This window comes from Klebsiella sp. GG_Kp173 (assembly GCF_040062415.1).
GTDB lineage: Bacteria > Pseudomonadota > Gammaproteobacteria > Enterobacterales > Enterobacteriaceae > Klebsiella > Klebsiella quasipneumoniae.
The window spans coordinates 1-2,026 of the sequence record NZ_JBEAFZ010000060.1; the positions used below are offsets into that span (position 1 = coordinate 1).

Annotated in this window: 1 protein-coding gene and 1 pseudogene; both read left to right on the forward strand. The window is 62.8% G+C overall.

The window, feature by feature from the left end; translation table 11 throughout:
• On the forward strand, positions 1 to 1,209 hold a 1,209-nt coding region (locus ABLU50_RS16115), incomplete at its 5' end, for a mannose-1-phosphate guanylyltransferase/mannose-6-phosphate isomerase (RefSeq protein WP_177338259.1).
• Between the two features lie 23 nt (positions 1,210 to 1,232).
• A pseudogene (gene rfbK, locus ABLU50_RS16120) lies at positions 1,233 to 2,026 on the forward strand (O9 family phosphomannomutase RfbK); the annotation flags it as partial.

Below are 2,026 nucleotides of genomic sequence, written 5' to 3' on the forward strand. Positions count from 1 at the left end.
CAGCTCAACAAGCTGTCCAACAACATTATTCTCGAGCCGGTCGGACGCAACACCGCCCCGGCCATCGCCCTGGCGGCCCTTCAGGCCACCCGTCACGGCGATGACCCGCTGATGCTGGTCCTCGCCGCCGACCATATCATCAATAACCAGCCGGTCTTCCACGACGCCATCCGCGTCGCCGAGCAGTATGCCGATGAAGGCCATCTGGTCACCTTCGGTATCGTGCCGAACGCCCCGGAAACCGGCTACGGCTACATCCAGCGCGGCGTGGCCCTCACCGACAGCGCCCACACCCCGTACCAGGTGGCCCGTTTCGTGGAGAAGCCGGACCGCGAGCGCGCTGAGGCCTACCTCGCCTCCGGGGAGTACTACTGGAACAGCGGCATGTTTATGTTCCGCGCCAAAAAATACCTCTCCGAGCTGGCCAAATTCCGCCCGGATATCCTCGAAGCCTGCCAGGCCGCGGTGAACGCCGCCGATAACGGCAGCGACTTCATCAGCATCCCGCATGACATTTTCTGCGAGTGCCCGGACGAGTCCGTGGACTACGCGGTGATGGAGAAAACCGCCGACGCGGTGGTGGTCGGTCTCGATGCCGACTGGAGCGACGTCGGCTCCTGGTCCGCCCTGTGGGAGGTCAGCCCGAAAGATGAGCAGGGTAACGTCCTCAGCGGTGACGCGTGGGTGCACAACAGCGAAAACTGCTACATCAACAGCGACGAGAAGCTGGTGGCGGCCATCGGCGTGGAGAACCTGGTGATTGTCAGCACCAAGGACGCCGTGCTGGTGATGAACCGCGAGCGTTCCCAGGACGTGAAGAAGGCGGTCGAGTTCCTCAGGCAGAACCAGCGCAGCGAGTACAAGCGCCACCGCGAGATTTACCGTCCCTGGGGCCGCTGCGACGTGGTGGTTCAGACCCCGCGCTTCAACGTCAACCGTATCACCGTGAAACCGGGCGGCGCCTTCTCGATGCAGATGCACCACCACCGCGCCGAGCACTGGGTCATTCTCGCCGGCACCGGTCAGGTGACGGTCAACGGCAAGCAGTTCCTGCTGACCGAGAACCAGTCCACCTTTATTCCGATTGGCGCCGAGCACAGCCTGGAAAACCCGGGCCGCATTCCGCTGGAAGTGCTGGAGATCCAGTCGGGGTCGTACCTCGGCGAGGACGACATTATTCGTATTAAAGACCAGTATGGTCGTTGCTAATTTTTTTCGGGACAAAACGCAGAATGACACAGTTAACATGCTTTAAGGCTTATGACATCCGTGGTGAACTGGGCGAGGAGCTGAACGAGGACATCGCCTACCGTATCGGCCGCGCCTACGGCGAATTTCTGAAACCCGGGAAGATAGTGGTGGGGGGCGATGTACGCCTCACCAGCGAGTCGCTGAAGCTGGCGCTGGCCCGCGGGCTGATGGACGCCGGCACCGACGTGCTGGATATCGGCCTGAGCGGCACGGAAGAGATTTACTTCGCCACCTTCCACCTCGGGGTGGACGGCGGCATCGAGGTGACGGCCAGCCATAACCCGATGAACTACAACGGCATGAAGCTGGTGCGCGAGAACGCGAAGCCCATCAGCGGCGACACCGGCCTGCGGGATATCCAGCGCCTGGCGGAGGAAAACCAGTTCCCGCCGGTGGACCCGGCGCGTCGCGGGACCCTGCGCCAGATATCGGTGCTGAAGGAGTACGTCGACCACCTGATGGGCTACGTGGACCTGGCGAACTTCACCCGTCCGCTGAAGCTGGTGGTGAACTCCGGCAACGGGGCGGCGGGGCACGTGATTGATGAGGTGGAGAAACGCTTCGCGGCGGCCGGGGCGCCGGTGACCTTTATCAAGGTGCATCACCAGCCGGACGGCCATTTCCCGAACGGTATCCCGAACCCGCTGCTGCCGGAGTGCCGCCAGGACACCGCCGACGCGGTGCGTGCGCATCAGGCGGACATGGGTATCGCCTTTGACGGCGACTTCGACCGCTGCTTCCTGTTCGATGACGAGGCGTCGTTTATCGAGGGGTA